The sequence below is a fragment of the Mesorhizobium sp. P2_E7 genome, assembly GCF_056403855.1.
Window position 1 is genome coordinate 3030307 of record NZ_JBFUER010000001.1, and the last position, 25740, is coordinate 3056046.

Sequence of the window (25740 nt, forward strand, 5' to 3'; positions counted from 1 at the left end):
AATATCAGCCGCGCAGTGCCGCCATCGCCGCCGCGTGAAGCTCGGGTGTCGCGGCGGCCAGTATGTCGCCGCCCTTTTCCGCCGGGCCACCCTCGAATGTGGTGACGACGCCGCCGGCCTTTTCGATGATCGGTATCAGCGCCACGATGTCATAGGGCTTCAATCCGGGGTCGGCGACGATGTCGACGCTGCCCGACGCGATCATGGCGAAGGCGTAGCAATCGGCGCCGTAGCGAACGAGCTGGACTTGCTTTTCGAATTTGTCGAAGCGCGTGCGCGCCTCGCCCTTGAACAGCGCCGGCGTGGTCGTGAACAAGGTCGCCTCGTCGAGCTTCGTCGTTTTGCGGGTCGAGAGCTTGCGCGGTCCGCCGGGGCCCTCATAGTGGGAGCCGGAAGCGTTGGCGTAGAACAGCTCGCCGGTGAAGGGCTGCGCCATCATGCCGGCGACAGCGTCACCGTCGACCGTGAGACCGACCAGCGTCCCCCATACCGGCAGGCCGGAAATGAAGGCGCGGGTGCCATCGATGGGATCAATCACCCAGACATGCCGGCTGGAGACGTTCTCGCTGCCGTGCTCTTCGCCCAAAATGCCGTGATCGGGATACTCGGCCGATATCATCGCCCGGATGGCGCGTTCCGTCTCGCGGTCGGCTTCCGTGACCGGATCGAAACTGCCCTTTTCCTTGTTGGCCACCACGCCCTGGGCGCGGAACCGCGGCAAGGTCTCAGCCGCCGCCGCTTGCGCGATCCGGCGCATGAAATCGATGCTGATGTCCACCTGATTCTCCCGCATTGCAGAGTGCCCGACCCGGTCTGCCGGCACTTTTGCGCCAAAACAAGCCGGTTTATCGATTTATCACTGAGATAATTGTTGCCAAAATATCACACCAGCGCCACCGAAGCGCAATTTCCACATCAGAGTGAATTAAAAAAGGGTGGAGTCGGTTGACATTTGTGCATCGCACAATAACTTTGTTGTCGGACAGGTTTTCCTGTCCATGCCCTCCTTGGGCGTTTCCTCCCTAGACTTCGACCGTGTCGTGCAAACGATGCGGTCTTTTTTTACGCCGCCGCATGGCTGGCGCGGGATCTCATGGATAGCCGCCGCTCCGGCGTCATTCGGCAGCCAGCGGCAGGTCGATGAAATGGTGGTCGGGCATCGCCATCAGGTCGGCCGAAAAGCGCGCCATGTCGTCGGCCAGCGCATCGAAACCAGCCGACTTCTGGAACGTCCGCTCATTCATGTAGAGGCCGCGATTGACCTCGATCTGCAGCGCATGCAGATGGCGCGCCGGCCGGCCGTAATGCTCGGTGATGAAGCCGCCCGCATAGGGCTTGTTGTGAGCGACGGTATAGCCCATGCCGGTGAGCAGGCCTATCGCCGTCTCGGTCAACGCAGCCGTGGCCGAGATGCCGAAACGGTCGCCGACGATGAAGTCCGGCCGCAGGCCGCTGTCGCCCACCCTGATGCTCGCCGGCATCGAATGGCAGTCGATCAGCACGGCATAGCCAAACCTCGCATGGGTTCGGGTCAAAAGCCGCTTCAGCGTCTCGTGATAGGGTTTGTAGACGGCCTCGATGCGCTGCACGGCCTCCGCCAGCGGCAGCCGCCCGGAATAAATGTCGAGCCCCTCGCCCACCAGCTTGGGCACGGTGCCGAGCCCGCCGGCCACGCGCGCCGAGCGGATGTTGCAGAAGGACGGCACCGGCTCGGCGAACATGCGCGGGTCGAGTTCCCAGGGTTCGCGATTGACGTCGAGATAGGCGCGCGGAAAATTCGCCGCCAGCATCGGCGCGCCGAGCGCCACGGCACCGCCGAACAACTCGTCGACATAGCAGTCCTCGGAACGCCGGATGGCGTTGCGGTCGAGCCTGGCCATGGCCAGGAAACGGTCGGGATAGTAGCGGCCGCTATGCGGCGAGTTGAAGACGAAGGGAACGCGCTGCTCGGCGCCCGATCGGATTTCGAAGGGTGGAACGACCGAAAAATCCTCGGCTGCCGTCGTCAATTTGAACGAACCCGGAAACAGCAATGCATCATGATGGGAAACTGCCACCTCATCAGCCGCATGTCCAGCATTTCGGCGTGCCAGAAACCCCGTCAAATCAGGATTAATGCTGCTAGCGTTCACTTGATGTTTACCGTCACCTCCTCATATACAGGATGGTTAACGGGCTTGCCGGACGGCAGGCTTGGGTGGGGTGATTCGGACGGGATATGATGGCACGCATTCTGCTGGCGGAAGACGACGACGATATGCGCCGGTTCCTGGTCAAGGCGCTGGAGCGGGCGGGCTACCAGGTCAGCGATTTCGACAATGGTGCCAGCGCCTATGAGCGACTGCGCGAAGAACCCTTCTCCTTGCTGCTGACCGACATCGTCATGCCGGAGATGGACGGCATCGAGCTCGCCCGCCGCGCCACCGAGATCGATCCCGACCTCAAGGTGATGTTCATCACCGGTTTCGCGGCCGTCGCGCTCAACCCCGATTCCAAGGCGCCGAAAGACGCCAAGGTGCTGTCGAAGCCCTTCCATCTGCGCGATCTCGTCAACGAGGTCGAAAAAATGCTGCAGGCCGCCTGAAGCACGCCCAGTACGATTTCGCCGCTCGCCTGGCGGCGCGACAAAACGAGCCGTTCTTTCCCTTTTCCGGCTATTGACGCGCTGGATCAAAAATGGTGTATGCGCGGCTTCGGATGGGCGTGTAGCTCAGCGGGAGAGCACTGCATTGACATTGCAGGGGTCACAGGTTCAATCCCTGTCACGCCCACCATCCTTTCAATAACTTAGCTAAACCCGTTCTTTGGCTGCCACGGAACTCAATTCCCTGAGAAAGCGAAGGCGCCGAAAATTTGGCCGAATACGCTTGGCGCCCCCTTCGACCACTTAGCTGGTAAGGCGGCCACCGCTTGTGGCAGCCGCCTCGCGTATTCTAGACGTGGTGCGGGCTTAGCTTCCTTGAAGGTGCAGGCTCGATGCTGTCCTCCATCAGAATATCCTTCTTGCGAGCGAACGCGATGAAGACGCCTCGTGCAGTCTCGGGTTCCACATCACCAATCAGAGCGGCTTTGCAAGCGCGCATAGCAGCTCTCTGCTCCGGGCTGTTGCCACACCATTCCGCTGCGAACTGATAGGCATCTGCGACGGTGTTGAGTTGGCGGGGAAAGCCCAATCCCGCCCACACCCGGACCGGCTTTTCAAAAGGTTTCGATAGCATCATGACCTCCGTTCTAGGCAGTCACGCCTCCCCCTTGACCACTTTTGCCCGTCATCCACGGCATTGTCATGGAGACTTCCACAAGGATTCTGGCTGCTTTCGCGAAACCGCTGAACGCGTCTCTGGCTGCGGACAGCGGATAGTCGCTATCGAAAGCTCGCTGGCAGGCGCGCAATGCGGTTTGGTGGATGGGGCCGCGCCTGTCCTTCGGCCATTCATAGAGGAATTCCAGAGCGTCCTCGAGACACGCGATTTCCTGGACAAGATTGTTGCCGCTTTTGACGAACACGGCGCTGTCGAACATCCGATCGTTCATATGATCCTCCAAATCAAAGGAACCATTGAGTTTTATGGTTTGCGCGGTCCCGGCCAACTGCGCGCACGCGATAGACGCGCGCCAATAGGTTGCTGCGAAGTGATCATCTCCGTTGCTCCGCAATCGGAGCCTCCCAGCCGAGGCCGGGAGGCGGACCGCAGTTCAAAGTGACACAGGATTACGCGGCTTTACGCGCGCGGTCCGGGTCTTGCGTGATCTGAGTGGCGGCCGTCGGTGTGTCACCCATGCCGATGCTGATGCGGCGCGGCTTCAGCTCTTCGGGAATCTCACGGACAATGTCGATCGTGAGGAGACCATTCTCAAGATTGGCTGCCTTGATCTTCATGTGGTCGGCCAACCTGAACGATTGCCTGAAGCTGCGATAGGCGAGGCCCTGATGGAGCAGCTGGCGCCCGCTCTGGTCATCGGCCTTCTGACCAACCACGACAATTTCGGGACCATGCTGGGTCAACTCGACCTCGTCCCGGCTGAAGCCGGCGATGGCCATGGCGATGCGGTAATCGTTCTCGCCGACCTTCTCGATGTTGTAGGGAGGCCAGTCCGGGCGCGTGCCGCTGTCGAGCATGTCGAAAAGGCGGTCGAAACCGACGGTGGTCCGATAGAGGGTATCAAAGGTTCTCATAGCCACATTCTCCTTGAAGCAACATGGGTACAAGGGCGCCGCCCCACGCGGCGCCGCCATTTTTGCCGAGCCTTATGGCCTTGGCGGAAATCGAATTAGGAATCGTCCCAAATGAGTTCAAGAGCAACTCGAAATTTTTTTGGCGGCCACCCTTTGGCATCGAGGGAAAGCGCACTCTGAGGTTCTCTGGGGGACCTTAACTCTTCGATCAGTCTAGCAGCGCCTTGAAGTAGGACCGGAACCCTGGCCGGGCGGGTAAGCCTGTCTTGACAACCGGGCTGATTTCACCCGGAGGTCGCCGGATGCATTATCTCAATGCTCACAAGCTCATGACCAACCTGCCGGTCGTCCAGGCCTATTTCGCCAAGCGTGGCGAACCGCGTGCCGATTTGCGCATCTTCATGCAGGACGAGCACAATCTGGTGCTCCCCGGCGGGCGCGACATTCCCCGCTCATCGCCCCGGGGCGTCGTCCCATCGATGTTCGGCGGCGACGAAAAATACCTGGTGCGCATTGCCAGGGAAAAGCAGTTCCGCGCCGCCGATATCGTGCTGGAGTACAATGTGCCGAACATCGTCAACATCAGATCCAGCGGGAAATTCTCGCGCGATCTGTGCGACCGCATCGTCTACTGCCCCGCCATCCCGTTTGGCTATTCAAATGCCGGCGGCCGGCAGATCGACGTTCTGACCAACATCATCAACACCCGCGAGCCGAGGCGGGCAGCCGTGATCGAAAAGCTCGAGGGATTTCCGGGCTACCGGAACGCGCAAGGCATTTACGACCTGCCTGGGCTGCAGTCGCTGTACCGGAGCGCGAAGATCGTCGTGAACCCGCACCAGACCTGGCACCATCATTCGATCGAAGAGTTCAGGGTGCTGCCGGCGCTGTCGCAAGGCTGCCTCGTCATCAGCGAGGAGGTGCCGCTGCGAACGCACATCCCCTACCATGAGCATGTGATCTGGTGCCGTTATGAAGACATCCCGGGCGTCGTCGCCGCCACGCTTGCCGATTATGACGCCATCGTCGACAGGCTGCACGGTCCCGCGCTGCAGGCGTTGCTGGCGTCGATGGTGACCGAATTCGAACGGTCGATGGATGCGGTGTTGGCAGCCGACGCCGTCCGGTCTTCTCGGGTTTCGAGATTTCTTTCAGCCATTCGGCGCACTCTGACCCGGGCATGATCCCGAAAAGTGGAACCCGGTTTTCGGAAAAGATCATGCTCAACAAAGAGATAGAGTGGTTCGGCGTTTTCCTGAAACGATGAACCGCTCTAGGGAAAACCGGGAAACGTCCCGGCGCGAAACCGGGACGATTCAGGCTCGTGGATCATTGCGGCCGCGGATCGGGCCTGTCGGGCTTGTCATGAGGGGTGTTGCGGCCTTCACGGCACGGGGTTCCGATGCCGCAGCATTTGCCGTTATAGGTGACACCAGGCTTGGTCTTCTCGCATTCCCTCGGCGGTGCCGTCTGACACCCCGCCAGCACCGAAACGGCGATGGCGGCGAGAAGGACGTTTCTTGAAGTGATAGACATGGACGTTCTCCTTGATGGACCGTGTTTGCTACACAGCGCTTCGTCGCGGGCGGCACCGAAATGGTTCACGAGCAAACTGAATTGCCGGCAAAGCCTTCCCGGCGCAGGCTGCTGAGCGGGCACGACAAGGCCTGGGACAAATTTTCAGTCGTGACGCCCGGGCGCGATGGCTTTAAGGCTGGGGACAGACGCGATGTTTCGGGGGGGAACAATGCGAATGACGACATCAGGATGGTCGAGGATCCGCTGCGGCCGTAACCATCGGCGCGCTCGCTTCGGCGGGTTGCCATGACGTCAACTCCGGCGGAGCGGAAGTCGGCCTGGCAACGCATCTACCTCGAGCTCAAAAGGGCGAGGAAATATCTCCAATCGCCAGGCGCGAGCCTTGGCGGCGTGCTGGTTGCGGCAAAGCGAACGCTCGAACACAGGCGCGATGTCAGGCTTCGCATCAGGGCGGCGCGTGACGCATACCCCGCCTTGCCGATTGCGGCGGTAAAAGACAGCTTCATGCTCGTCCGCATCATTGGCAACGATCTCGAGCCGCGGCATCGCAAAGGCCAGTCCTTCGACAATGCCCGCTTCATCCTGGACAACGAGCCCGCCTTTCCTGACTGCGACAAATTCTGGATCGTCAATCGGATAGCCGATCCAGATGAGGAGGCCCGCATCGTCCAGCTGCTGGAGGGTCGCGGCCAGAGCTTTCTGCGCATCCCTTTCGATCTCGAGGCCTATGGCAGGATTGCGTGGGACATCGACAGGCTGGCAGCAAAGGAAATCCGGTTTTCCGGCAAAAGCGGCCAATCGGCTGAGCTCACAGCGCGCTACGAAACGCTCATCAGGCGCAGCAAAAACCGTTATCTGATGAACAACAACGGCGCCCGCAACAAGGCGCTCGAGATCGCGCGCACACGGGCGAAGTGGCTTATGCCGTGGGACGGAAACTGCTATCTGACCGAGCAGGCATTCCGGCAGATACGCGGAGCAATCGAGGCGCGGCCGTATCTGCCCTATGTCATCGTGCCGATGGCGCGCATTGTCGAAAACGCGGGCCTGCTCGACGAGAATTTCAAGCCGCCGGCCAGGGAAGAGCCCCAGATCATCTTTCGCACCGACACGACTGAGCTGTTCGACGAAAACTATGCCTATGGCCGCCGGCCCAAGGTCGAAATGCTGTGGCGGCTCGGCGTTCCCGGACCGTGGGACCGTTTCCGCGACGACCCGTGGGATTTCCCACGTCCGTCGCTGGCCCCCGATGCCGGGCTTTTCCAGAATGCCGGCTGGGTGGCGCGTCTGGATTCCGGGCGCGCGCATCTGGAAATCGGCAAGGTCGGTTTCGTCGCCCGCTGGAGCAGCCGCGACGAAGCGATCGTCGACATGATCGACCGCTGCGATGCCCTCGCAACCGCCGCCAGGCTCGATCCGTCGCGCCTGGTTTTTTACGATGACGCTGCTCTTGCCGCGGCATCCAGAAACCATGACGCTGAGCTTCGCCGCCAGCTCGAAACGGCCGCGAGCGAGGTGATTGCCCGCGCTCATCGCACCGATCTCCATCAAGCAGGCGATCCTGCCCACCTGCACCATGCCCTGCACGACATCACCGTGCTGGCGCTGGCGGCGGCCGTGATCGGCGAACAGCGTTTCACCGCCCATGCCGCGCAACGGATCCGCGCCTGGTTCATCGACCCCGACACAAGGATGAACCCGCCTTACGCGCAGCAAGATGTCCTAGGGCTTGGCGATCTCCACTTCTTCCTCGATGCCGTCCGCCTTGTTGAACGCGCCGGGGTGCTGGATGGGCAGGCCCGGGAGGATTTCCAAGCCTGGCTTGCCAGCTACGGCAAATGGCTGGCCACCGCGCCGGCGACGGCGTTTGGCAATCGCGGTGTCGTCAGCGATCTGCAACGGGCATCGATCGCACTGTTTCTGAACGACGGCGCGACGCTGGCCAGGGTCCGCCTCCAGGCCCGTGAAAGGCTGGTTGCCGAGATCGCATCCGACGGCTCGCTTTTGAACGAACCGTCCAGCCTGCACGACGCCATGTTCGCCTTGCAGGCTTGGACTTCCCTGGCGCGGCTCTTGTCCTCGGTCGGCGACGATCTGTGGCGGCACCAGGCTGCCGAGGGACAGGGGCTGGTGATGGCGCTGCGGCGGTTTGCAGCCGATATCGGCAGGCAAGATATCGAGACCATCGACCAGGATCTGGCCCTGCCGCTGCTGTTCGATCTCGCATGCCACGACCCCGAGGCGGCGGCGCTTGATGTCAGCCCCGGGAGACCGCTTTTCCATCCCGACCAGGGCATCGCGCCGTTCTGGGTCTGGCGAAGGCAGTGAGGGACTAAATCCTGATCCCGGCTTTCCAAAGACGCAGCCGCGCTTTCAACAGCGGGCTGGATTCACGCGTCGCGATCGGCCGGATGTAGCGCCTGATTTTCCTGAACAATACACTGTTCGGTTCGGCGGCCTGCGATCTGGCGATCATCTCGAGCGCCGGTTTCAGTTCGCCAAACCCGTCATGCAGAATATGGGCCGCGCAGGCCGTGGCAAAGGGATGACCGGCCTTCGCCGCGGCAAAATAGAACGCGAAATCCTTGCCCATGGCGTGGCCGTGCACTGTCTTGCGCGACAGGGCCGAGAGCATTGGCAGCGGCACCTTGGGATACGCCTCGAATTGTGCCGTCATGCGCGATTTCAATATGGCTTCGCCTACAGAGTAATCCCCCTCGCGAAAATAGGAGGCCACGATCTTCAGCGCATAGGCATCGTTTTCAGGATCGAGCGCGCAGCCTTTGCTAAGAATGTCCCTTGCCCTGGCCGGGCTGATTTCATCCTCGACAGCCAGGAACGCCGACAGATAGCCGAAGGCCGCTTCGAGCGGATGATAGTCGGTGTGATTGCGCGCCAGCTCATCGAGCATGAGTTGCGAGGCCCGGGGCGGGCTGAACAGCGCGGCGGTCTTGATGCGCGGAGAACCGCCGATCACCGAGGCCACCGATGCGAACACGCTGCTGCCGGCATAGATCCGCTGGCAGCGCGCCAGAAGCGCCATCTCGAAAAATGCCCTCAGCGTCTGATCCTCGAATGCGTTGGCGCCGAAATCGTCCGTCAGCAACGCGCCGGTTTGCGATCTCAAATAGTCGAGCGTCGCTCGGTCCTGGCCGACCAGCAGCGTCGCTATGCCCTGTGACGCGAGCTCCGCCACAATCGCCTTGGCCAGGGTCGAAGGAATCACCTTGCCGTTGAAATTGAGCGTCGAACGGTATTTGCCGCGAACGATATCGCCGCTGCGCAGGTGCAGCCCGGCCATTTGCTCCGGAAATTGACAGGACTGCGCCGCGCGCAGCGCGTGGTTCACCGGCTCGGCAAAGCCGATCGTCCTGATCGTGTCGGATGTCGCGAGCGGCTTTCCCTTGTCGCGAAAAGACTCCAGAACATTGAAATCGTTGCAGAGCCAGCCGCGAAAAAAGTTTCGCCGGGCTGACGCATTCAGGCTTGCGCGGCTAAATTTCCCTTTCTTGAGAATCTCAAGAGATGCGCCTGTGATCTTTTCGCCCAGCCAGTGCTTTTCGATGAAGTCGGGAGCAAATATTTTGTCGACCGTATCGACAATGTGAAACGTCTTGTCCGAGACGGCTCGCTTCCAGGTGAAACCGAAGCGGTGGCCTGTTGCATCGGCAAGCGCCTTTGCGTTGACCATGGCCAGAAGCCGGCCGCCCAGCCCGTCATCCCGGGTCGCGGCAATCAACTTTGCATGCCGAGGATTGCGATCAGGCCGCGCCGAGGCGGACGTCACCCCTCTCAACATGCTGGAGAAACCAGGCATATGTCTGTTCCAATCCACTGCGAAGCGCGTATCGCGGGCGCCATCCCGTAGCAAACAGCCGCGACACATCCATCAGCTTGCGCGGCGTGCCATCGGGCCTCGTCGTATCGAAGGCGATCGTAGCCTCGACGCCGGCGACGGACGCGACGGTCTGGGCGAGTTCGGCAATGGTGACATCCTCCCCCGAACCGACGTTGACGTGGCTGTCGCCGGCATAATTCTTCAACAGCCAGACCAGCGCATCGGCTGCGTCGTCGACATGCAGCAATTCGCGCCGCGGTGTGCCCGAGCCCCAAACCTCGAGGCTGGTGTCGCCGCTCAGCGCCAGCGCATGCGCCTTCCGCATCAGCGCCGGCACCACATGGCTGGTCTGCAGGTCGAAATTGTCACCCGGGCCGTAAAGGCTGGCCGGCATTGCCGAGATGTAATCGACGCCGTATTGGCGCCGATAGGCCTGGCACAGTTTAAGCCCGGCGATCTTGGCGATCGCATACCATTCGTTGGTGGGTTCGAGCGGGCCGGTCAGCAGCGCGTCTTCCCGGATCGGCTGCGGCGCGAGCTTGGGATAGATGCAGGACGAGCCGAGAAACAGCAATTTGCCGACCTCGCTGCGAAAGGCGCCGTCGATGACGTTGCTCTGGATCACCAAGTTTTGCTGCAGGAAGTCGACCGGGAACCTGTCATTGGCCAGGATGCCGCCGACCTTGGCGGCTGCCATCACCACCGCATCCGGCCTGTGCTCGGCCATCCAGCGCCGCACGCCTGTCTGGTCGAGCAGGTCGAGCCTGTCGCGCGATACGGTGAGCACCTCGCAGTCCTCGCTCGCCAGCCGGCGCACGACGGCCGAACCGACCATGCCGCGATGCCCGGCAACGAAGACGCGCTTGCCTTTCAGCTCAAATGTCGCGTCCATCGGCCTGCCTCACGCAGAGCGGCTGTTCTGTAGCGTGCCGCCGGCAGCGCGCGCCAGATCGGCCTGCACCATTTCCGCCACCAGATCCCTGAACCCGGTCGTGTGCGACCAGCCAAGTCTTGCCTTGGCCTTGGCGGGGTCACCGAGCAAAAAGTCTACCTCGGTCGGCCGGAAATAGCGCGGATCGATGCGCACCAGGACGGCGCCCGAACCGGCATCGACGCCGACCTCGTCGACACCCTCGCCTTGCCAGCGAATGGTCCGTCCGGTCTCGGCGAAAGCCAGTTCGACGAATTCGCGCACTGAATGCGCCTCGCCGGTCGCCAGCACGAAATCGTCGGCTTCGCTGTGCTGCAGAATGCGCCACATGCCTTCTACATAGTCGCGCGCATGGCCCCAGTCACGCCTGGCGTCGAGATTGCCGAGATAGAGCGTGTCCTGCAGGCCGTGTTGGATCGAGGCGACGGCCCGCGTAATCTTGCGGGTGACGAAGGTTTCGCCACGCGTCGGGCTTTCGTGGTTGAACAGAATGCCGTTGGCGGCGAACATGCCGTAGGCTTCGCGGTAATTGACCGTGATCCAGTAGGCATAGAGCTTGGCCGCAGCATAGGGCGAGCGCGGATGGAACGGCGTCGTCTCGGTTTGCGGTACCTCGCGCGCCCTTCCGTAAAGCTCCGAGGTCGAGGCTTGGTAGAAGCGCACCGACTTCTCCAGCTTGAGGATGCGGATCGCCTCCAGCAGCCTGAGCGTTCCCAGCGCATCGGCATTGCCGGTGTATTCGGGCGTCTCGAAACTCACCTGCACATGGCTCTGGGCGCCGAGATTGTAGATCTCGCTGGGCTGCGTCTCCTGCACCAGACGAATGAGATTGGTTGCGTCGGTCAGGTCGCCATAGTGTAGGAAGAAGCGCGCGCCGCGCTCATGCGGATCGACATAGATGTCATCGACGCGCTCGGTGTTGAACGAGGACGAGCGGCGTTTGACGCCATGGACAATATAGCCCTTCCGCAGAAGCAGCTCTGCAAGATAGGCCCCGTCCTGCCCGGTTACACCGGTGATGAGCGCCACTTTTTCCGTCATTGCCGTATTCGTCCGCTCCCAATCCCGGCAACGGAATACAGATTTGGCGCGAGAACGCAAATCCCCCATACGGGGGATACTTTTCAGACGGCTATGCTGTTCTCAGGCACCCGCGACCGCGCAGAAATGCTTCATTCTGGTCAGCGCAAGCGCGGGATCGGCGAGCAAGCCTGCCTGGTCGGCAAGGCGGAAGACATCGGCATAGTGCAGGACGCCGCGCGCCGACTGCATGCCGCCGACCATTGTGAAATGATCCTGATGGCCGTTGAGCCAGGCCATGAAGACGATGCCGGCCTTGTAATACTCGGTCGGCGCCTCGAAGATTTTGCGCGAAAGCGGCACCGTCGGCGCCATCAGCGCGTCATAGCCGGCGCGGTCGCCGTCGGCCAGCTTCGCCAGGGCCGCATTGGCGACCGGGGCGATGGCGTCGAAGATGCCGAGCAAGGCATGCGAATGCCGCTTCCCGTCGCCGGCAATCAGTTCGGGATAGTTGAAATCGTCGCCGGTGAACATGACGACGCCTTCCGGCAGCCGGTTGCGCAAGGCGACCTCCTTGTCGGCATCGAGCAGCGATATCTTTATCCCCTCGACCTTGCCAGCATGGCGCTCGATGATGGCGACGACGGTATCGAGCGCGGCCTCGAAATCGCCGCTGCCCCAATAGCCCTTCAGTGCCGGATCGAACATGTCGCCCAGCCAGTGCAGGATGACCTTGCCGGAGGCCTGGCTGAGAATGCGGTCGTAAACCCTGACATAATCATCCGGGCCTTTGGCGACCGCCGCCAGCGCCCGGCTGGCCATCATGATCGCCTTGCCGCCCTCGCCCTCGATGAAAGCGAACTGCTGCTCATAGGCGGCGATCACATCGTCCAGCGTTCTGGTGGCCGTCGGCGCCAGATGATCGGTGCCGGCGCCCGATGCCAGATCGGCGCCTTCGACGCTGCGTGCCTCGGCGATCGAGCGTCGGATCAACTCCTTGGCATTCGTCCAGTCGAAGCCCATGCCGCGCTGCGAGGTATCCATCGCTTCGGCGATGCGGAAGCCGAGCCGCCACAGATGATGACGAAACGCCATCGTCTTGTCCCAGTCGACCGCAGGCCTCGACCACGGATTGGTCATCGCAAGCGGATCGGCGACGACATGGGCCGCGGCATAGGCGATGCGCGGGAAAGCTGCGCCGATCCTGGGCTCCACCGGGTCACCCACGAGCTTGTAGCTGATGCGGCCGCCATTCTCCGCAGGCAAGGTAATATCCATGGCAACCTCCGTTTCCGGCATCCTATAAATGGAACGTTCCAATAAATCAAGAACCTTTATGATTCCTGAGATTGAACCGGTCCAAATGTCGAAAAGAGGTCAAAGCCTTGCTGAGCACGGCATTCATCAATTTTTTGATCATCGCGAGAATCCTGATTGACTCTCGTTTGACACAGTGATTAGAACGTTCCAATGGATTTTCCAATTCAGGCGGAGGAAACCACCCATATGGCCAGCCGGCCCAAGGCAACGATCCTGGACATCGCCCGCGAGGCCGGTGTGTCCAAATCGACGGTGTCGCTCGTGCTGCAAGGCTCGGGGCTGATCCGGCCTGAAACGGCGGTCAAGGTTCGCAAGGCGATCGAGGATGTCGGCTATGTCTACAACCGCGGCGCCGCCAATCTGCGCAAGGCCCACTCCAACGTCATCGGCATGGTCATCAACGATCTCACCAACCCCTTTTTCGCCGAGCTGGCGGTCGGCATGGAGCGTGTCTTCCAGTCGGCCGGCATCGTGCCGTTCATCGCCAACACGGCGGAAAATCCGGTGCGCCAGGAAGAAGTGCTGAAGTCGCTGATGGAACAGGGCGTCGCCGGGCTGATCGTGTCGCCGGCGCGCGGCACCACGCCGGGCGCCTTCCGCCGCCTCGAGACGGCGGGCGTTCCGGTGGTCTTCGCCATGCGCCGCCTGCCGGACAGCCGCATCCCGGTGATTGCGCCCGACAATCATCGCGGCGCGTACCTCGCCGCCGCCCATCTGATCGGCAAGGGCCACCGCCGGCTGGCCTTCTTCGGCGGCTCGTCCGATCTGGTCGTCTATCAGGAGCGCCTGGGCGGTTTTCGCGAGGCCTGCGAAACGCTCGGCATTGCCCGGCGCGACGTGCTCGTCGTCCAAGGCGAAACCAGCCGCAAGGGCGGCATCGCTTGCCTGGAGACCGCCCTTGCCCTGGCTGAACCGCCGACGGCCGCGCTTTGCTTCAACGACGCCGTCGCCTTTGGCGTCATGCTGGCGCTGCGCAAGCGCGGGCTGGAGCCCGGCGCAGATTTCGCCGTCGTCGGCTTCGACGACGTGGTCGAGGCCGAGCATTACATGCCAGCGCTGACCAGCGTCTCGGTGGACACGGCAGGCCTTGGCGAGCGCGCCGCGCATGTCATGCTGAAGATGATCCAGTCGCGTACCACGCGCGCCGAGGATCATATCGGCGCCGTCAATCTGGTCGTCAGGGAAAGCTGCGGCCCCGATCGCCACGCCCAGAACACAGGAATGGGAGACGCGGCATGAGCGTCAGATGGGGACTGATCGGCGCCAGCACGATCGCCAAACAGTTCATGATCGGTGCCATCCGTGCCCAGGAGAACGGAGAAATCGCCGCGGTGATGAGCTCCAGCCCGGAGCGGGCCAAGGCCTATGCTGCGGAACAAAACATTCCGCTTGCCGTCTCGACGCTCGACGATCTGCTCGGCGCCGGCATCGATGCCGTCTACATCTCGACCACCAATGAGCTGCATCTCGAACAGGCGCTGGCCGCCATCAAGGCGGGAAAGCATGTTCTGTGCGAAAAGCCGCTGGCGCTGACCAGCACTGACGCGCGCAAAATGGTCGCCGCCGCAAAGGCCGCCGGAATCGTGCTCGGCACCAACCATCATCTGCGCAATGCCGGCGCCCATCGCGCCATGCGTGACGCCATATCGGCCGGCCGCATCGGCAAGCCGATCGCCGCCCGCGTCTTTCATTCCGTCTACCTGCCGGAAAACCTGCAGGGCTGGCGCATCACCAAGCCGGAGGCCGGCGGCGGCGTGGTGCTCGACATCACCGTCCACGATGCCGACACGCTGCGCTTCGTGCTCGGCGACGATCCGATCGAGATTTCGGCTTTCACCCAGTCGGCCGGGATGGCCGGCAGCGGGTTGGAAGACGGCGCCATGTGCATCTGGCGCTTCAAGTCCGGAGTCATTGCCCAGTCGCATGAAGGCTTCACCACCAGATACGCCGACACCGGCTTCGAGGTGCATGGTTCAGAAGGTTCACTGATCGCCAAGAATGTGATGACGCAGAAGCCCATCGGCTCGGTGCTGCTGCGCACAGCCAAGGGTGAGGAAGAACTGAGCTTCTCCCGCGAAGACCTCTATGTCCGGTCGCTGCGCAAGTTCCATGCCGCCATAAGCGGCAAGGGCCAGCCTTCCGCCACCGGCGAAGACGGCGTCTGGTCGCTGGCCTCGGCCGAAGCGGCGTTGCAGTCGGAGAAAACCGGCAAGGCGGTCACCATCGATCCCAAGCTCGGGAGCGCCAAGTGAGCAAACTCGTCTCCGCCGCTGAAGCCGCTGGCCTGATCAAGGACGGCATGACCGTGTCCGTCTCGTCGTCGAGCGGCCTCGGCTGCCCGGATGCGGTGCTTGCCGCCATCGGCGAGCGTTTCGACACCGAAGGCCACCCCAAGGGTATCACCACGCTGCATCCGATTGCCGCCGGCGACATGTATGGCATCAAGGGCATCGACCATCTGGCCAAGCCAGGCCTGTTGAAGCGCACGCTCTGCGGCTCCTATCCGTCGGGCCCCTCCTCGTCCGAGCCACCGCAGATATGGAGGATGATCGGCGACAATTCCGTTGCCGCCTACAATGTGCCCTCCGGCATCCTGTTCGACATGCATCGCGAGGCCGCGGCCAAGCGGCCGGGCGTGCTGACCAAAGTCGGCCTCGACACCTTCGCCGACCCGCGCCACCAGGGCTGCGCCATGAACGCGGCTGCAAGCGAACCGATCGTGTCGGTGCAGCAGTTCGACGGCGAGGAATGGCTCTATTTCCGCTCGATCGTGCCCAACATCTCGATCATCCGCGCAACGACTGCCGACGAGCGCGGCAATCTCACCTATGAGCATGAAGGCGCCTATCTCGGCGGCCTCGAACAGGCGCTCGCCGCCCGCAACAATGGCGGCATCGTCATTGCGCAGGTCAAGCGCGTCGTCGAGAACGGCACGCTGAAGCCGCATGACGTACGCGTGCCCGGCGTGCTGGTCGACCATATCGTGGTGGCGCCCGACCAGTTGCAGACGACGCTGACGCCTTACGACCCGGCAATCTCGGGCGAGATCTTCCGGCCGCTGTCGAGCTTCCGCAATGCCGAGATGAACGTGCAGAAGGTCATCGCGCGCCGCGTCGCCATGGAATTGCGCGACGGCATGGCCGTCAACATCGGCTTCGGCATCTCCGCCAATGTGCCGCGCATCCTTATCGAGGAAGGCCAGCACGGCAAGGTCACCTGGGTGATCGAACAGGGTGCGGTCGGCGGCGTGCCGCTGCTCGACTTCAAATTCGGCTGCGCCTCAAACGCCGAGGCAATCATGCCCTCGCCGCACCAGTTCATCTATTTCCAGGCCGGCGGCTTCGACGCCTCGCTGCTGTCCTTCCTGCAGATCGACCGTCATGGCTCGGTCAATGTCTCGAAACTTTCGGCAAGGCCGCATGTCACCGCCGGCGCCGGCGGCTTCGTCGACATCACCGCGCGAGCGAAGAAGATCGTCTTCTCCGGCTTCTTCAACGCTGGCGCAAAGCTCTCGCTCGCCGATGGCGGCATCCGCATCGACGCCGAAGGCAAGGTCAAGAAGGTGGTCAACGAGGTCGAACACATCTCCTTCTCAGGCAAGCGAGCGGTCGCTCAGGGACAGGACATCACCTATGTCACCGAGCGCTGCGTGATGAAGCTGACGCCAGATGGATTGATGGTGACGGAGCTTGCGCCGGGCATCGACCTCGAGCGCGATGTGCTGGCGCAGTCCGAGACACCGCTCGGCGTCGCCAACGACCTCAAGGTCACGCCGGCGGCCCTCTACCAGGATCGGCCGATCGGCCTGTCGCTCAATGGCAGCGCTTCGATCGGAGGCGCGCATGGCTGAGCGCCCCGTCACCTTCGAGCAGGACGGCGCCATCGGCATCGTCACGTTGCGCCGGCCGGAAAAGTTCAACGCGTTGGACATTCCGATGCTGCGTGCTCTCGAAGCAGCGCTCGACGATGCCGAAATGGCTGAAGGCGTGCGCGTCGTGCTCGTCCGCGGCGAAGGCAAAGGCTTTTGCGCCGGCGGCGATGTCGAGGCCTGGGGCGAGATGAGTGCTGCCGATTTCCAGGTGCAATGGGTGCGCTACGGCCACCGTGTGTTCGACCGGCTGGCAAGGCTCAGGCAGCCGACCATCGCCGTGCTCTCCGGCCATGCGCTGGGCGGCGGGCTGGAACTGGCGGTCGCCTGCGACTTCCGCGTCGCGGAAACACAAATTAAGCTAGGCTTCCCCGAAACGTCGATCGGCGTCGTGCCCGGCTGGTCCGGCACGCAGCGCGCCGTGCGCCGCTTTGGCGCGCAGATCGTGCGCCGCATGGCGCTTGGCGGCGAGGTTTTTGTCGCCCCCGACGCGCTCGCCCTTGGCATCGTCGACCGCGTGGTGGAGACCGGCCAGGCACTGGCGGAGGCCAAGGCATGGGGAGAAAAGATCGCCGAGCGCGGGCCGCTCGCAACCGAAGCCGCCAAGCTGATGATCGCCATCGCCGAAGGCGAGGAAAGTGCTGCCGCCACCGAGGCGCTCGCCAGCGGCTTCATCGCCCTGACCGGCGACCTCAAGACCGGCGTCGGCGCCTTCAAGGCCAAGCAGAAGCCGGTCTTTTCGAGATCCTAGAGAAAGCACGATGAACGCACCGCTCAACATTTCCATGCCGGCTGAGGCGTCCAGGACGCCGAAGGCTTACAAGCTCCTGATCGACGGCAAGCATGTCGATGCTCACGATGGCCGCACGCTTGAGCGCAACAGCCCCGGCCACGGCTTCACCGTCTCGCGCTATGCGCAGGCCGGCGAGACCGAGGTGGAAGCGGCCATGCAGGCCGCGCACAGAGCCTTCGAGACCGGCCTCTGGCCGCGCATGAAGGCGGCCGAGCGCGCCGCCATCCTGCTCAAGGCCGCCGATCTGATCGAAGCCCAACTCGAAGACATCGCCCGGCTCGACGCGCTGGAATCCGGCAAGCCGATCGCCCAGGCACGCGGCGAGATCGGCGGCGCCGTGGACATCTGGCGCTATGCCGCGTCGCTCGCCCGCACGCTGCATGGCGAAAGCTACGCCAATCTCGGCGACGCCATGCTGGGCGTGGTCGTGCGCGAGCCGATCGGCGTCGTCTCGATCATCACGCCGTGGAATTTCCCCTTCCTCATCGTCAGCCAGAAGCTGCCGTTTGCGCTGGCCGCCGGCTGCACGGCGGTGGTCAAGCCGAGCGAAATGACCTCGGCCTCGACTTTCGTGCTCGGCGATATTCTGATGCAGGCCGGGCTACCCGCCGGCGTCGTCAACATCCTGGCCGGTCTGGGCGCCGATGTCGGCGCGCCGATGGTCAGCCATCCGCTGGTCGAGATGGTCTCGTTCACCGGCTCGACCCGCGTCGGCAAGATGACCATGGCGTCGGCCGCGCAGTCGCTGAAGAAGGTCTCGATGGAGCTCGGCGGCAAGAACGGCCAGATCGTCTTCCCCGATGCCGATCTCGAGGCTGCCGCCGATGCCGCTGTCTTCGGCGGTTTCTTCAATGCCGGCGAGTGCTGCAATGCCGGCAGCCGGCTGATTGTGCATGAAGCGATCGCTGACGATTTCCTCGCCGCGGTGAAGGCGCTTACCGCCAAGGTGAGGGTCGGCGATCCGCTCGACGACCAAACCAAGGTCGGCGCGATGATTTCCGCCGATCATCTGAATAAAGTCGCGGGTTACGTTACGGCAGCGGCAAAAGACGGCAGCAATGTCTACAGCGGCGGCGCGCAGCGGGCCTCCAATGCCGGCCAATACCTCGATCCGACCATTATGAGCGGCGTTACCGAGAACATGGCTATTGCGCGTGAGGAAGTGTTCGGCCCCGTCCTCTCGGTGCTGACTTTTGAAACGATTGAAAAGGCGTTGCACATCGCCAACAACACGCCTTATGGTCTCTCGGCAGGGGTGTGGAGCGCCAGCATCGACACGTGCATGTCGGTGGCGCGTGGTGTGCGTTCGGGGACGGTTTGGGTGAACACATTCATGGAAGGCTACCCCGAGCTGCCATTCGGGGGCTACAAGCAGTCCGGCATCGGACGCGAACTCGGCAAACGCGCTGTCGAGGACTATACCGAGGAAAAGACAATCCAGTTTCATCGCGGCCAGCGCACCGGTTGGTGGGTCGGCTGAGTTTGGAAGAACCCGGTGGGCTTTCACCGGTCGTGTAATGCAACAAGGGAGGTAGTACATGTTGCGCAAACTGCTTATCGGAACGGCTCTGGCGACGACCTTTGCTTTCTCGGCGCATGCCGAGGACGTCAAGGAAGTGCAGATGCTGCATTGGTGGACGTCGGGCGGCGAAGCGGCTGCTCTCAACGTCCTCAAGGGCGACCTGGCCAAGGAAGGCTATGCCTGGAAGGACGTGCCGGTGGCCGGCGGTGGCGGCGACGCCGCCATGACCGCGCTGAAGGCAATGGTCGCGGCCGGCAATTACCCGACCGCCTCGCAGATGCTCGGCTACACCGTGCTCGACTATGCGGCGGCCGGCGTCATGGGCGACCTGACCGAGACGGCGAAGAAGGAAGGCTGGGACAAGTCGGTTCCGGCAGCCCTGCAGAAGTTCTCCGTCTATGACGGCAAGTGGGTCGCGGCTCCGGTCAACGTCCACTCGGTCAACTGGCTGTGGATCAACAAGGCGGTGATGGACAAGATCGGCGGCGCCGAGCCGAAGACCTTCGACGACTTCGTCGCTTTGCTCGACAAGGCCAAGGCGGCCGGCGTCATCCCGCTGGCGCTGGGCGGACAGAACTGGCAGGAAGCCACCATGTTCGATTCGGTCGTGCTGTCGACCGGCGGACCTGAGTTCTACAAGAAGGCCTTCAACGACCTCGACGATGCTTCGCTCAAGTCCGACACGATGAAGAAGTCGTTCGACAACCTGGCCAAGCTCGTCACCTATGTCGACCCGAACTTCTCGGGCCGCGACTGGAACCTTGCCACCGCCATGGTCATCAAGGGCGACGCCCTTGTCCAAGTCATGGGCGACTGGGCCAAGGGTGAGTTCCACGCCGCCAACAAGACCCCGGGCACGGACTTCCTGTGCTATCGCTTCCCGGGCACCGACGGCTCCGTGATCTACAACTCCGACATGTTCGGCATGTTCAACGTTCCGGACGACCGCAAGGCGGCCCAGGTCGCGTTGGCCACCGCCACCCTGTCGAAGAGCTTCCAGTCGGCCTTCAACGTCGTCAAGGGTTCGGTTCCGGCCCGTACCGACGTTCCGGACACCGACTTCGACGCTTGCGGCAAGAAGGGCATCGCCGACCTGAAGGCTGCGAATGACGGCGGCACGCTGTTCGGCTCCCTCGCCCAGGGCTATGGCGCGCCTCCGGCAGTCGCCAATGCCTACAAGGACGTCGTGTCGAAGTTCGTCCATGGTCAGATCAAGACCTCGGACGAAGCCGTGACCGAACTGGTCAAGGCAATCGACGACGCCAAGTAAGCGCTAGCCAGCAAAATACCTTCCCCGCTTCGGCGGGGAAGGTATCCATCTCGCAATTGGCCGGCTTGAACACCATGCCGACTGAAGACCCGTATGCACGGGGCCGCCTTGCCGCCTGACGGCAGAGCATGGACGACCCGAAACGGGAGGAGCCTCATGAGCAGTGTAGCGACAACACAGATCAAGTTGACGCCGGAGCGGTCGCGCCCCTCTATGCGCTCGCGCCTGCAGGACGCGCTGCCGAAGATCGTGCTGGCGCCGAGCTTCGCCATCACCATCGTCTTCGTCTACGGCTTCATCCTGTGGACGGTCTATCTGTCCTTCACCAATTCCAAGACCTTCCCATCCTATGTCATCACCGGACCGCGCGCCTATCAGCGGCTGTGGGGCTGGACTTTCGACTCCGACCCGCCATCGAGCTGGTACACGTCGATCGTCAATATGGGCATTTTCGGCTTTCTCTACATCGCCATTTGCCTGGCGCTCGGCCTGTTCCTGGCCATCCTGCTCGACCAGAAGATCCGCGGTGAAGGCGTGCTGCGGCCGATCTATCTCTACCCGATGGCGCTGTCCTTCATCGTCACCGGCGTCGCCTGGAAATGGTTCCTCGATCCGGGTCTCGGCCTCGAGCAGACCTTGCATCAATGGGGCTGGACGAGCTTCCATTTCGACTGGATCAAGAACAAGGATTTCGTCATTTACACGGTGGTCATCGCCGGCGTCTGGCAGGCCTCCGGCTTTATCATGGCGATGTTCCTGGCCGGCCTGCGGGGCATTGACGGCGAGATCATGAAGGCGGCGCAGATCGATGGCGCCACCACCTTCCAGCTCTACCGCCGCATCGTCATTCCGCTGCTGCGGCCGATCTTCCTGTCAGCCTTCATCGTGCTCGCCCATCTCGCCATCAAGTCGTACGATCTGGTGGTCGCACTGACCAGCGGCGGCCCCGGCGGTTCGGCCTGGCTGCCGTCCAACTTCATGTATGAGTACACCTTCAAGCGCAACGAAATGGCGGTCGGTTCGGCAAGTGCCGTGATCATGCTGATGACCATCGTCGCCATCATCGTGCCCTATCTCTATTCCGAACTGCGGGAGAAGCCGCGATGAGCGCTGTCGCCACCCCTGCCCGCCAGGCCTCTAGCGGCATGAGCACCAAGACCCTGAACCGGGTCGTCATCTACGGGCTGCTGGCGCTGTTTGCGCTGGTCTACCTGATGCCGCTGTTCGTCATGCTGGTGACGTCGTTCAAGACCATGGACGAGATCCAGAACGGCAACATGCTGGCCCTGCCCAAGGCGCCGACTTTCGACCCCTGGCTGAAGGCCTGGGGCGAGACCTGCGTCGGCCTCACCTGCGCCGGCATCAAGGGCTATTTCTGGAACTCCATCAAGATGGTGGTTCCGGCCGTGCTGATCTCGACCATGCTCGGCGCGCTCAACGGCTACGTCTTGACCAAATGGCGTTTTCGCGGCGCCACGCTGGTGTTCGGGCTGATGCTCTTTGCCTGCTTCATTCCGTTCCAGTCGGTGCTGCTGCCGATGGCGACCATCCTCGGCAGCCTGGGACGCTTCGGCGTGTCGTTGCAGAACTCGGTCGGCACCAGCTTCGGCCTCGGCAACCCGACGGTCAATCTGGTCTTCGTCCACGTCGTTTACGGCATCGGCTTCACCACGCTGTTCTTCCGCAACTATTACGAAGCGTTCCCGAACGAGTTGATCAAGGCGGCACAGGTCGACGGCGCCTCCTTCTTCCAGATCTTCCGCCGCATCATGCTGCCGAACTCAATGCCGATCTTCGTCGTCACCGTGATCTACCAGTTCACCAACATCTGGAACGACTTCCTGTTCGCCTCCGCCTATGCCGGCACCGGCGACTCCATGCCGATGACGGTGGCGCTCAACAACGTCGTCAACACCTCGACCGGTGTCGTCGAATACAATGTCAACATGGCGGCCGCGATGATCGCGGCTCTGCCCACCCTGATCGTCTATGTCGTCGCCGGCCGCTATTTCGTGCGCGGGCTGATGGCCGGCGCGGTCAAAGGCTGAGCTATCAGGAAGGAACGACCCATGGCTTTTCTGGAAATTGACGGGCTGAAGAAACGCTTCGGGAATGTGGAGATCCTGAAAGGCATCGATGTCGAGCTCGAAAAGGGCGGCTTCCTGGTTCTGGTCGGCCCGTCCGGCTGCGGCAAGTCCACGCTGCTCAACACCATCGCCGGCCTGGAGCAGATCACCGAGGGCGAGATCCGCGTCGACGGCCGCGCCATCAACGATCTGCATCCTTCCAAGCGCGACATCGCTATGGTGTTCCAGAGCTATGCGCTCTACCCCAACATGACGGTGGCCGGAAACATCTCCTTCGGCATGGAGATGCGCGGCGTGCCGGCCGACGAGCGCCAGAAGGCGATCGACAAGGTGGCCAAGGTGCTGCAGATCGGCCATCTCCTGCAGCGCAAGCCGAGCCAGCTTTCCGGCGGCCAGCGCCAGCGCGTCGCCATGGGCCGGGCGCTGGTGCGCGACCCCAAACTGTTCCTGTTCGACGAGCCGCTGTCCAACCTCGACGCCAAGCTGCGCGTCGACATGCGCATCGAGATCAAGCGCCTGCATGCCACCACCGGCACCACCATCGTCTACGTCACCCACGACCAGATCGAGGCGATGACGCTGGCGACCAAGATCGCCGTCATGCGCGACGGCGAGGTGCAGCAGTTCGGCACTCCGGCCGAGATCTACAACAACCCGACCAACCTGTTCGTCGCCGATTTCATGGGCTCGCCGGCGATGAACCTGATCCCGGCGACCATCGCCACGTCGGGCAATGCGCTGTCCGTCGTCTTGCAGCGCGAGGCACGCGAGCCGATCACACTGCCAATGGCCAATGCGCCGGCGGGCCTTTCGGCCTTCCAGGGCAAGCCGATCATCTTCGGCGTGCGGCCCGAAGCGCTGACCGATCCGGAGGGTGCGGAACGCAACGCCTCCAACATCGCCACCGCCGACCTGCACATCGAAGTGGTCGAGCCTGCGGGGTCCGACACGTTCGCAGTGACCAATCTCGGCGGCAAGCCCGTTGTGGCGCGGCTGCGCGCCGACGCCAATATCCAGCCGGGCACCAGCACGCCGCTCGCCTTCAACCTGACCAAGGCAGTGTTCTTCGACCCGGCGACTGAACACCGCATCCGCTGATCGAGATGACCAGCCCCGATATCGTCATCATCGGCTCCGGCATCGGCGGCGCCACGATCGCCTCCGGTCTGGCCGGCAGTGGCGCCTCGATCCTGATGCTGGAGCGGGGCGAACCCTTGCCGGCAACGCCGCATGCCCGCGACACGCGCTCGATCTTCGTCGATGGCCACTACCGTCCCAAGGAGATGTGGCGCGAAGCCGGCGGTGCCGCCTTCAACCCCGGCAACTACTACTATGTCGGCGGCAATTCGAAATTCTACGGCGCGGTTCTGATCCGCTACCGCAAGGAAGACTTTTCGGCCATGGAGCATTTTGGCGGCGTCTCGCCGGCCTGGCCGTTTTCCTATGACGAATTCGAACCCTGGTATTCGAAAGCCGAACAGCTGTTTCGCGTCCGCGGCACGCTGGGCGAAGACCCGACCGAACCGTTTCACTCGATCCCTTATGCCTTCAAACCGGTGCCCGACGAGGCGCCGATCGCCCGCGCCCGCGCCGAACTCAAGAGCCTCGGCCTGCACCCGGCCTCGCTGCCGCTCGGCGTCGACATCGACACCTGGCTGAAGGAAGGCAAGACCGGCTGGGACGCTTTCCCGAACACAGGCCAAGGCAAGGTCGATGCGCAGACCGGACCACTGACTGCTGCCCTCAAGGACAGCAACATCCGGCTCGAAACCGGCTGCTATGTCGAATATCTCGAAGCGTCGTCCGACGGCAAAAGCATCGCTGCCATTCACTACCGTCAGAATGGCGAGCTGAAAAAGGTAGCGCCAAAACTGGTCATCCTGTCCGCCGGCGCGGTCAACTCCGCCGTCATCCTGCTGCGTTCGCCCTCATCAGATGGCAAAGGCCTTGCCAACCGTTCCGACCAGGTCGGCCGCAATTTCATGAACCACAATTCGAGCGCCATGCTGGCGATCGATCCGCGCCGCAGGAACGATGCCGTCTACCAGAAGACGCTGATGTTGAACGACTACTATCTCTCGGGCGGCAAGGGCGGCAAACCGCTCGGCAATGTCCAGCTGCTCGGCAAGATCGACGGCAACATGCTGAAGGCCAATGTGAAGTCAGTGCCGAAATTCGTGCTCGATTACATGGCCGGCCACGCCGTCGACTGGTATTTGATGTGCGAGGATCTGCCCGATCCGGAAAGCCGTATCATGGTCGACGGCAAGGACATCGTCATGCAGTGGCGGCGCTCCAACATGCAGTCGCTCGATGGGCTGACCAAGGTGATGCGCGAAAACTTCCGCGCCTGCGGTTATCCCATCGTTTTGTCGCGCCCCTTCGACAAGCGCACGCCCTCGCACCAGTGCGGCACGGTGAAGATGGGCGACGATCCGGCGACCGCGCCGCTCGACCCGTACTGCCGCGCCTTTGATCACCGGAACCTGTTCGTGGTCGACGCTAGTTTCCTGCCCAACTCGGCCGCGGTGAATCCCGCGCTGTCGATTGCAGCACAGGCACTGCGGGTTGCCGATCATATTCGCCGAACGGACCTCGCGGCATGACCCGCCCCGCGGCAACCGTCACCGGCGGCGCGCGCGGCATTGGGCTGGCCTGCGCCGAGGCGCTGGCCGATGCGGGGTTCGACATTCTGGTCGCCGATCTTGCCGAACAATCGCCGGATGGGCTGCCTGAGAACATCGCAGCCCGGGGCGCGAAGTTCGCCTATGTCCGTTGTGACATCGCCAACCTCGATGACCATCCAGCCCTCATCGACGCCGCCACGCGTGCCTTCGGCCGCATCGACTGCCTCGTCAACAATGCCGGCGTCGGCGCCGTGGTGCGCGGCGACCTGCTGGAGCTGAAGCCCGAAAATTTCGACCGTGCGCTGAACATCAATCTGCGCGGCACCGTCTTCCTCAGCCAAGCCGTCGCCAGGGCGATGCTCACCGTGCCGAGCGACCATCCGAAGTCGATCATCACCATCAGTTCGGTCAGCGCCGAAATGGCCTCGCCGGAACGGGCGGACTATTGCATCTCCAAGGCCGGGCTTTCCATGTGGGTGAAGAACCTGGCGCTGCGACTCGCGCCTGAAAACATCGGCGTCTTCGAACTGCGCCCCGGCATCATCCGAACAGACATGACGGCGGGCGTCACCGCCAAATACGACGCGCTGATCGATGGCGGACTGGTGCCGGCAAAACGCTGGGGCGAAGCATCGGACATCGGTACGGTGGTAGCGACGCTTGCCGCCGGCAAGCTCGGCTTTTCCACCGGCTCGATCATCAATGTCGACGGCGCGCTGTCCGTGCCGCGATTGTAAGTGGATAGTGT

Annotated in this window: 24 protein-coding genes and 1 tRNA gene; 15 read left to right on the forward strand and 10 right to left on the reverse strand. The window is 62.7% G+C overall.

The window, feature by feature from the left end; translation table 11 throughout:
• Positions 1–4 precede the first annotated feature (4 nt).
• Both hisN and AC1DYC_RS14895 read right to left on the reverse strand, forming a co-directional pair.
• The gene (gene hisN, locus AC1DYC_RS14890; RefSeq protein ID WP_477407386.1) at positions 5–778 is read right to left on the reverse strand and encodes a histidinol-phosphatase; all 774 of its coding nucleotides are present in this window, start codon (positions 776–778) and stop codon (positions 5–7) included.
• Between the two features lie 337 nt (positions 779–1115).
• Positions 1116–2057 carry an N-formylglutamate amidohydrolase gene (locus tag AC1DYC_RS14895; RefSeq protein ID WP_477286170.1) on the reverse strand — a complete coding sequence of 314 codons (942 nt, stop codon included), beginning with the start codon at positions 2055–2057 and terminating at the stop codon, positions 1116–1118.
• 164 nt (positions 2058–2221) lie between these two features.
• On the opposite strand from AC1DYC_RS14895, the gene cpdR reads away from it, so the two are divergent.
• Both cpdR and AC1DYC_RS14905 read left to right on the forward strand, forming a co-directional pair.
• Positions 2222–2584: a cell cycle two-component system response regulator CpdR gene (gene cpdR / locus AC1DYC_RS14900; protein WP_006199474.1), complete on the forward strand. Its 363-nt coding sequence runs from the start codon at positions 2222–2224 to the stop codon at positions 2582–2584.
• A gap of 115 nt (positions 2585–2699) precedes the next feature.
• A tRNA-Val gene (locus tag AC1DYC_RS14905) sits at positions 2700–2774 on the forward strand.
• A gap of 159 nt (positions 2775–2933) precedes the next feature.
• Here AC1DYC_RS14905 and AC1DYC_RS14910 read toward each other — a convergent pair.
• The 3 genes from AC1DYC_RS14910 to AC1DYC_RS14920 all read right to left on the reverse strand — a co-directional run bounded on the left by AC1DYC_RS14910 (position 2934) and on the right by AC1DYC_RS14920 (position 4177).
• Positions 2934–3221 (reverse strand): DUF982 domain-containing protein, encoded by a 288-nt coding sequence (locus AC1DYC_RS14910; RefSeq protein WP_477407388.1) that lies wholly within the window; start codon positions 3219–3221, stop codon positions 2934–2936.
• Positions 3222–3231: 10 nt separating this feature from the next.
• Entirely contained in the window at positions 3232–3534 is a 303-nt protein-coding gene (locus AC1DYC_RS14915; protein ID WP_477407390.1) for a DUF982 domain-containing protein, read from the reverse strand.
• Between the two features lie 178 nt (positions 3535–3712).
• On the reverse strand, positions 3713–4177 hold the full coding sequence (locus AC1DYC_RS14920; protein ID WP_477407392.1) for an Hsp20 family protein: 465 nt from the start codon (positions 4175–4177) through the stop codon (positions 3713–3715).
• Positions 4178–4479: 302 nt separating this feature from the next.
• On the opposite strand from AC1DYC_RS14920, the gene AC1DYC_RS14925 reads away from it, so the two are divergent.
• Positions 4480–5361, forward strand: coding sequence for a hypothetical protein (locus AC1DYC_RS14925; protein WP_477407394.1), 882 nt, complete (start codon positions 4480–4482; stop codon positions 5359–5361).
• A 145-nt stretch (positions 5362–5506) separates the two neighbouring features.
• On the opposite strand, the gene AC1DYC_RS14930 is transcribed toward AC1DYC_RS14925, so the two are convergent.
• A complete protein-coding gene (locus AC1DYC_RS14930) occupies positions 5507–5713 on the reverse strand; it encodes a hypothetical protein (RefSeq protein ID WP_477407396.1) in 207 nt (68 codons plus the stop codon).
• A gap of 288 nt (positions 5714–6001) precedes the next feature.
• Here AC1DYC_RS14930 and AC1DYC_RS14935 point away from each other — a divergent pair, with 288 nt between their 5' ends.
• Positions 6002–8044, forward strand: coding sequence for an alginate lyase family protein (locus tag AC1DYC_RS14935; protein ID WP_477407398.1), 2043 nt, complete (start codon positions 6002–6004; stop codon positions 8042–8044).
• A gap of 4 nt (positions 8045–8048) precedes the next feature.
• Here AC1DYC_RS14935 and AC1DYC_RS14940 read toward each other — a convergent pair whose 3' ends face one another.
• The 4 genes from AC1DYC_RS14940 to AC1DYC_RS14955 all read right to left on the reverse strand — a co-directional run bounded on the left by AC1DYC_RS14940 (position 8049) and on the right by AC1DYC_RS14955 (position 12783).
• The gene (locus tag AC1DYC_RS14940; RefSeq protein ID WP_477407399.1) at positions 8049–9455 is read right to left on the reverse strand and encodes an O-fucosyltransferase family protein; all 1407 of its coding nucleotides are present in this window, start codon (positions 9453–9455) and stop codon (positions 8049–8051) included.
• A gap of 22 nt (positions 9456–9477) precedes the next feature.
• The gene (gene fcl, locus AC1DYC_RS14945) at positions 9478–10446 is read right to left on the reverse strand and encodes a GDP-L-fucose synthase (protein WP_477407401.1); all 969 of its coding nucleotides are present in this window, start codon (positions 10444–10446) and stop codon (positions 9478–9480) included.
• A 9-nt stretch (positions 10447–10455) separates the two neighbouring features.
• Complete coding sequence (gmd, locus tag AC1DYC_RS14950) at positions 10456–11526, reverse strand: GDP-mannose 4,6-dehydratase (RefSeq protein WP_477407403.1); 1071 nt, start codon at positions 11524–11526, stop codon at positions 10456–10458.
• Positions 11527–11628: 102 nt separating this feature from the next.
• A complete protein-coding gene (locus tag AC1DYC_RS14955; RefSeq protein WP_477407405.1) occupies positions 11629–12783 on the reverse strand; it encodes a dihydrodipicolinate synthase family protein in 1155 nt (384 codons plus the stop codon).
• Between the two features lie 228 nt (positions 12784–13011).
• Between AC1DYC_RS14955 and AC1DYC_RS14960 the strand changes: the two genes are divergently transcribed.
• The 11 genes from AC1DYC_RS14960 to AC1DYC_RS15010 all read left to right on the forward strand — a co-directional run bounded on the left by AC1DYC_RS14960 (position 13012) and on the right by AC1DYC_RS15010 (position 25729).
• Positions 13012–14064: a LacI family DNA-binding transcriptional regulator gene (locus AC1DYC_RS14960; RefSeq protein WP_477408314.1), complete on the forward strand. Its 1053-nt coding sequence runs from the start codon at positions 13012–13014 to the stop codon at positions 14062–14064.
• Positions 14061–15077: a Gfo/Idh/MocA family protein gene (locus AC1DYC_RS14965; protein ID WP_477407407.1), complete on the forward strand. Its 1017-nt coding sequence runs from the start codon at positions 14061–14063 to the stop codon at positions 15075–15077. Before AC1DYC_RS14960 ends, AC1DYC_RS14965 begins: the two co-directional genes overlap by 4 nt.
• The gene (locus AC1DYC_RS14970; protein ID WP_477407409.1) at positions 15074–16675 is read left to right on the forward strand and encodes an acyl CoA:acetate/3-ketoacid CoA transferase; all 1602 of its coding nucleotides are present in this window, start codon (positions 15074–15076) and stop codon (positions 16673–16675) included. Before AC1DYC_RS14965 ends, AC1DYC_RS14970 begins: the two co-directional genes overlap by 4 nt.
• Positions 16668–17444 carry an enoyl-CoA hydratase/isomerase family protein gene (locus AC1DYC_RS14975; RefSeq protein WP_477407411.1) on the forward strand — a complete coding sequence of 259 codons (777 nt, stop codon included), beginning with the start codon at positions 16668–16670 and terminating at the stop codon, positions 17442–17444. Before AC1DYC_RS14970 ends, AC1DYC_RS14975 begins: the two co-directional genes overlap by 8 nt.
• Before the next feature lie 10 nt (positions 17445–17454).
• Positions 17455–18966 (forward strand): aldehyde dehydrogenase family protein, encoded by a 1512-nt coding sequence (locus tag AC1DYC_RS14980; protein WP_477407413.1) that lies wholly within the window; start codon positions 17455–17457, stop codon positions 18964–18966.
• Positions 18967–19024: 58 nt separating this feature from the next.
• Positions 19025–20278: an ABC transporter substrate-binding protein gene (locus tag AC1DYC_RS14985; protein ID WP_181057433.1), complete on the forward strand. Its 1254-nt coding sequence runs from the start codon at positions 19025–19027 to the stop codon at positions 20276–20278.
• Between the two features lie 156 nt (positions 20279–20434).
• Entirely contained in the window at positions 20435–21385 is a 951-nt protein-coding gene (locus tag AC1DYC_RS14990) for a carbohydrate ABC transporter permease (RefSeq protein WP_477407415.1), read from the forward strand.
• Positions 21382–22326: a carbohydrate ABC transporter permease gene (locus tag AC1DYC_RS14995; protein ID WP_477407417.1), complete on the forward strand. Its 945-nt coding sequence runs from the start codon at positions 21382–21384 to the stop codon at positions 22324–22326. Before AC1DYC_RS14990 ends, AC1DYC_RS14995 begins: the two co-directional genes overlap by 4 nt.
• A 21-nt stretch (positions 22327–22347) precedes the next feature.
• Positions 22348–23463, forward strand: a complete 1116-nt coding sequence (locus AC1DYC_RS15000; protein ID WP_477407419.1) for an ABC transporter ATP-binding protein — start codon at positions 22348–22350, stop codon at positions 23461–23463.
• Between the two features lie 5 nt (positions 23464–23468).
• Complete coding sequence (locus AC1DYC_RS15005; protein ID WP_477407421.1) at positions 23469–24971, forward strand: GMC oxidoreductase; 1503 nt, start codon at positions 23469–23471, stop codon at positions 24969–24971.
• Entirely contained in the window at positions 24968–25729 is a 762-nt protein-coding gene (locus tag AC1DYC_RS15010) for a 3-ketoacyl-ACP reductase (protein ID WP_477407423.1), read from the forward strand. Before AC1DYC_RS15005 ends, AC1DYC_RS15010 begins: the two co-directional genes overlap by 4 nt.
• The last annotated feature ends 11 nt before the right edge of the window (positions 25730–25740 follow it).

What these genes read in the sequence shown, in the direction of transcription:
- AC1DYC_RS14960 (WP_477408314.1), top strand. Translation starts at nt 13,012, where the DNA reads ATGGCCAGCCGGCCCAAGGCAACGATCCTGGACATCGCCCGCGAGGCC.
- AC1DYC_RS14995 (WP_477407417.1), top strand. Translation starts at nt 21,382, where the DNA reads ATGAGCGCTGTCGCCACCCCTGCCCGCCAGGCCTCTAGCGGCATGAGC.
- AC1DYC_RS14915 (WP_477407390.1), bottom strand. Translation starts at nt 3,534, where the DNA reads ATGAACGATCGGATGTTCGACAGCGCCGTGTTCGTCAAAAGCGGCAAC.
- AC1DYC_RS14965 (WP_477407407.1), top strand. Translation starts at nt 14,061, where the DNA reads ATGAGCGTCAGATGGGGACTGATCGGCGCCAGCACGATCGCCAAACAG.
- AC1DYC_RS14935 (WP_477407398.1), top strand. Translation starts at nt 6,002, where the DNA reads ATGACGTCAACTCCGGCGGAGCGGAAGTCGGCCTGGCAACGCATCTAC.
- AC1DYC_RS15005 (WP_477407421.1), top strand. Translation starts at nt 23,469, where the DNA reads ATGACCAGCCCCGATATCGTCATCATCGGCTCCGGCATCGGCGGCGCC.
- AC1DYC_RS14980 (WP_477407413.1), top strand. Translation starts at nt 17,455, where the DNA reads ATGAACGCACCGCTCAACATTTCCATGCCGGCTGAGGCGTCCAGGACG.
- AC1DYC_RS14985 (WP_181057433.1), top strand. Translation starts at nt 19,025, where the DNA reads ATGTTGCGCAAACTGCTTATCGGAACGGCTCTGGCGACGACCTTTGCT.
- gmd (WP_477407403.1), bottom strand. Translation starts at nt 11,526, where the DNA reads ATGACGGAAAAAGTGGCGCTCATCACCGGTGTAACCGGGCAGGACGGG.
- cpdR (WP_006199474.1), top strand. Translation starts at nt 2,222, where the DNA reads ATGGCACGCATTCTGCTGGCGGAAGACGACGACGATATGCGCCGGTTC.
- AC1DYC_RS14930 (WP_477407396.1), bottom strand. Translation starts at nt 5,713, where the DNA reads ATGTCTATCACTTCAAGAAACGTCCTTCTCGCCGCCATCGCCGTTTCG.
- AC1DYC_RS14955 (WP_477407405.1), bottom strand. Translation starts at nt 12,783, where the DNA reads ATGGATATTACCTTGCCTGCGGAGAATGGCGGCCGCATCAGCTACAAG.
- AC1DYC_RS14990 (WP_477407415.1), top strand. Translation starts at nt 20,435, where the DNA reads ATGAGCAGTGTAGCGACAACACAGATCAAGTTGACGCCGGAGCGGTCG.
- AC1DYC_RS14975 (WP_477407411.1), top strand. Translation starts at nt 16,668, where the DNA reads ATGGCTGAGCGCCCCGTCACCTTCGAGCAGGACGGCGCCATCGGCATC.
- AC1DYC_RS14910 (WP_477407388.1), bottom strand. Translation starts at nt 3,221, where the DNA reads ATGATGCTATCGAAACCTTTTGAAAAGCCGGTCCGGGTGTGGGCGGGA.
- AC1DYC_RS14925 (WP_477407394.1), top strand. Translation starts at nt 4,480, where the DNA reads ATGCATTATCTCAATGCTCACAAGCTCATGACCAACCTGCCGGTCGTC.
- AC1DYC_RS15010 (WP_477407423.1), top strand. Translation starts at nt 24,968, where the DNA reads ATGACCCGCCCCGCGGCAACCGTCACCGGCGGCGCGCGCGGCATTGGG.
- AC1DYC_RS15000 (WP_477407419.1), top strand. Translation starts at nt 22,348, where the DNA reads ATGGCTTTTCTGGAAATTGACGGGCTGAAGAAACGCTTCGGGAATGTG.
- AC1DYC_RS14920 (WP_477407392.1), bottom strand. Translation starts at nt 4,177, where the DNA reads ATGAGAACCTTTGATACCCTCTATCGGACCACCGTCGGTTTCGACCGC.
- fcl (WP_477407401.1), bottom strand. Translation starts at nt 10,446, where the DNA reads ATGGACGCGACATTTGAGCTGAAAGGCAAGCGCGTCTTCGTTGCCGGG.